The organism is Streptomyces sp. NPDC058619 (genome assembly GCF_042717785.1).
Taxonomy (GTDB): domain Bacteria; phylum Actinomycetota; class Actinomycetes; order Streptomycetales; family Streptomycetaceae; genus Streptomyces.
In genome coordinates this window covers 1-1,799 of the sequence record NZ_JBHXQN010000157.1, presented here as the reverse complement: position 1 = coordinate 1,799, position 1,799 = coordinate 1, and the positions used below count along the sequence as shown (strand labels likewise).

At 69.7% G+C, this 1,799-nt stretch carries 1 protein-coding gene; it reads left to right on the top strand.

Going from position 1 to position 1,799, the window contains the following annotated elements:
• The coding region (locus ACFWTC_RS38890; RefSeq protein WP_384075176.1) for a condensation domain-containing protein at positions 1–1,799 on the top strand (1,799 nt) is incomplete at both ends.

The following is a 1,799-nucleotide window of genomic DNA, read 5'->3' as shown; positions in this document are numbered from 1 at the left end:
GAGTCCCTGCCGCAGTACATGGTGCCGTCGGCGGTGGTGGTCCTCGACGCGCTGCCCCTGTCCCCGAACGGCAAGCTGGACCACAAGGCCCTGCCCGTACAGCAATACGTCACCGGTTCCGGCCGCGGCCCCTCCTCCGTCCGCGAGGAGATCCTGTGCGCCGTCTTCGCACAGGTCCTCGGCGTGGACAGCGTCGGCGTCGATGACGACTTCTTCGCCCTGGGCGGCCACTCGCTCCTTGCGGTACGTCTGGTCAGCCGGGTGCGGTCGGTGCTGGGAGTCGAGCTGTCGCTGCGCGTGCTGTTCGAGGTGCCGACGGTGGCCGGACTGGCTGCCCGCATCGACGACGCCGACCGGGCGCGGGAGCCCCTGACGGCGCAGAAGCGCCCGGAGTGGCTGCCGCTGTCGTTCGCGCAGCGCCGCCTGTGGTTCATAGGCCAGTTGGAAGGCCCGAGCGCGACCTACAACCTTCCGATGGCACTGCGTCTCAAGGGCGCGCTGGATGCCGGGGCGCTGGATGCGGCACTACGGGATGTGATCGGCCGCCACGAGGTGCTGCGCACGGTTATCGCCACTGCTGGTGGTGAGCCGTACCAGCGTCTCCTGGACCCGGAGGATCTGGGTTGGGAACTGCTCGTCGATGACGTCAAGCCGGCGGACGTGGACGCTGCGGTGGCCGATGCGGCGGGGCACCCGTTCGACCTTTCCTCCGAAGTTCCCATCCGTGCAAGGCTGTTCCCCACCGGGTCCCAGGAGCATGTGCTGGTTGTGGTGGTGCACCACATTGCCGGTGACGGTTGGTCGATGGGGCCGTTGGCGCGGGATGTGTCGGTGGCGTACGAGGCGCGTTGTGCGGGTCGGGCTCCGGAGTGGGAGCCGCTGCCGGTGCAGTACGCGGACTACGCGTTGTGGCAACGCGAACTCCTCGGCGACGAAAACGACCCGGAGAGCGTGCTTTCCCGGCAGATTGCCTACTGGCGCGAGACGCTGGCCGGTGCCCCGGAGGAGCTGACGCTGCCCTTCGACCGGCCCCGCCCGGCTGTCGCTTCACACCGCGGACACACCGCGGCCCTTGAGGTCCCGGCGGAGGTGCACACCCGGCTGCTGGAGGTGGCCCGCACCGAAGGCGTCACCACCTTCATGGTGCTCCAGGCTGCGCTGGCGGTGCTCCTTTCCCGCCTGGGTGCGGGCACCGACATCCCCATCGGATCGGCGCACGCAGGACGCACCGACGAGGCCCTCGACGACCTCGTTGGATGCTTCGTCAATACCCTGGTGCTGCGGGCGGACCTCTCCAGCGACCCGGCCTTCACCGACGTGCTCGCCCGAGTCCGGGAGGCCGGACTGGCGGGCGGTGCCCACCAGGACGTGCCCTTCGAACGTCTCGTTGAGGAGCTGGCCCCGACCCGCTCCATGGCACGCCATCCCCTCTTCCAGATCGTCCTGACGATGCAGAACACCATCGAGGCGGTCCTGGATCTGGGAGACGTACAGGCCGCCGGAATATCGGTTGGCGTCAGCGCGGCCAAGTTCGACCTGGACGTCCTGGTTGCCGAGAAGTTCGACGCCGAGGGCGCGCCCGCCGGGCTCCGCGGCACGGTCACCGCGGCTGCGGACCTGTTCGACGCCGGGGCGGCCGACCGCATCGCCGCCGCCTGGGCCCGCGTCCTTGAGACCGTGGTCGGCGATCCGCAGGTGCCCCTAAGCTCGGTCGAGGTGCTGGCCGAGGGTGATCTGCATCGGGTTCTGGTGGAGTGGAACGACACTGCGGCGGAGGTGCCCGCCGGTACGGTGGCGGT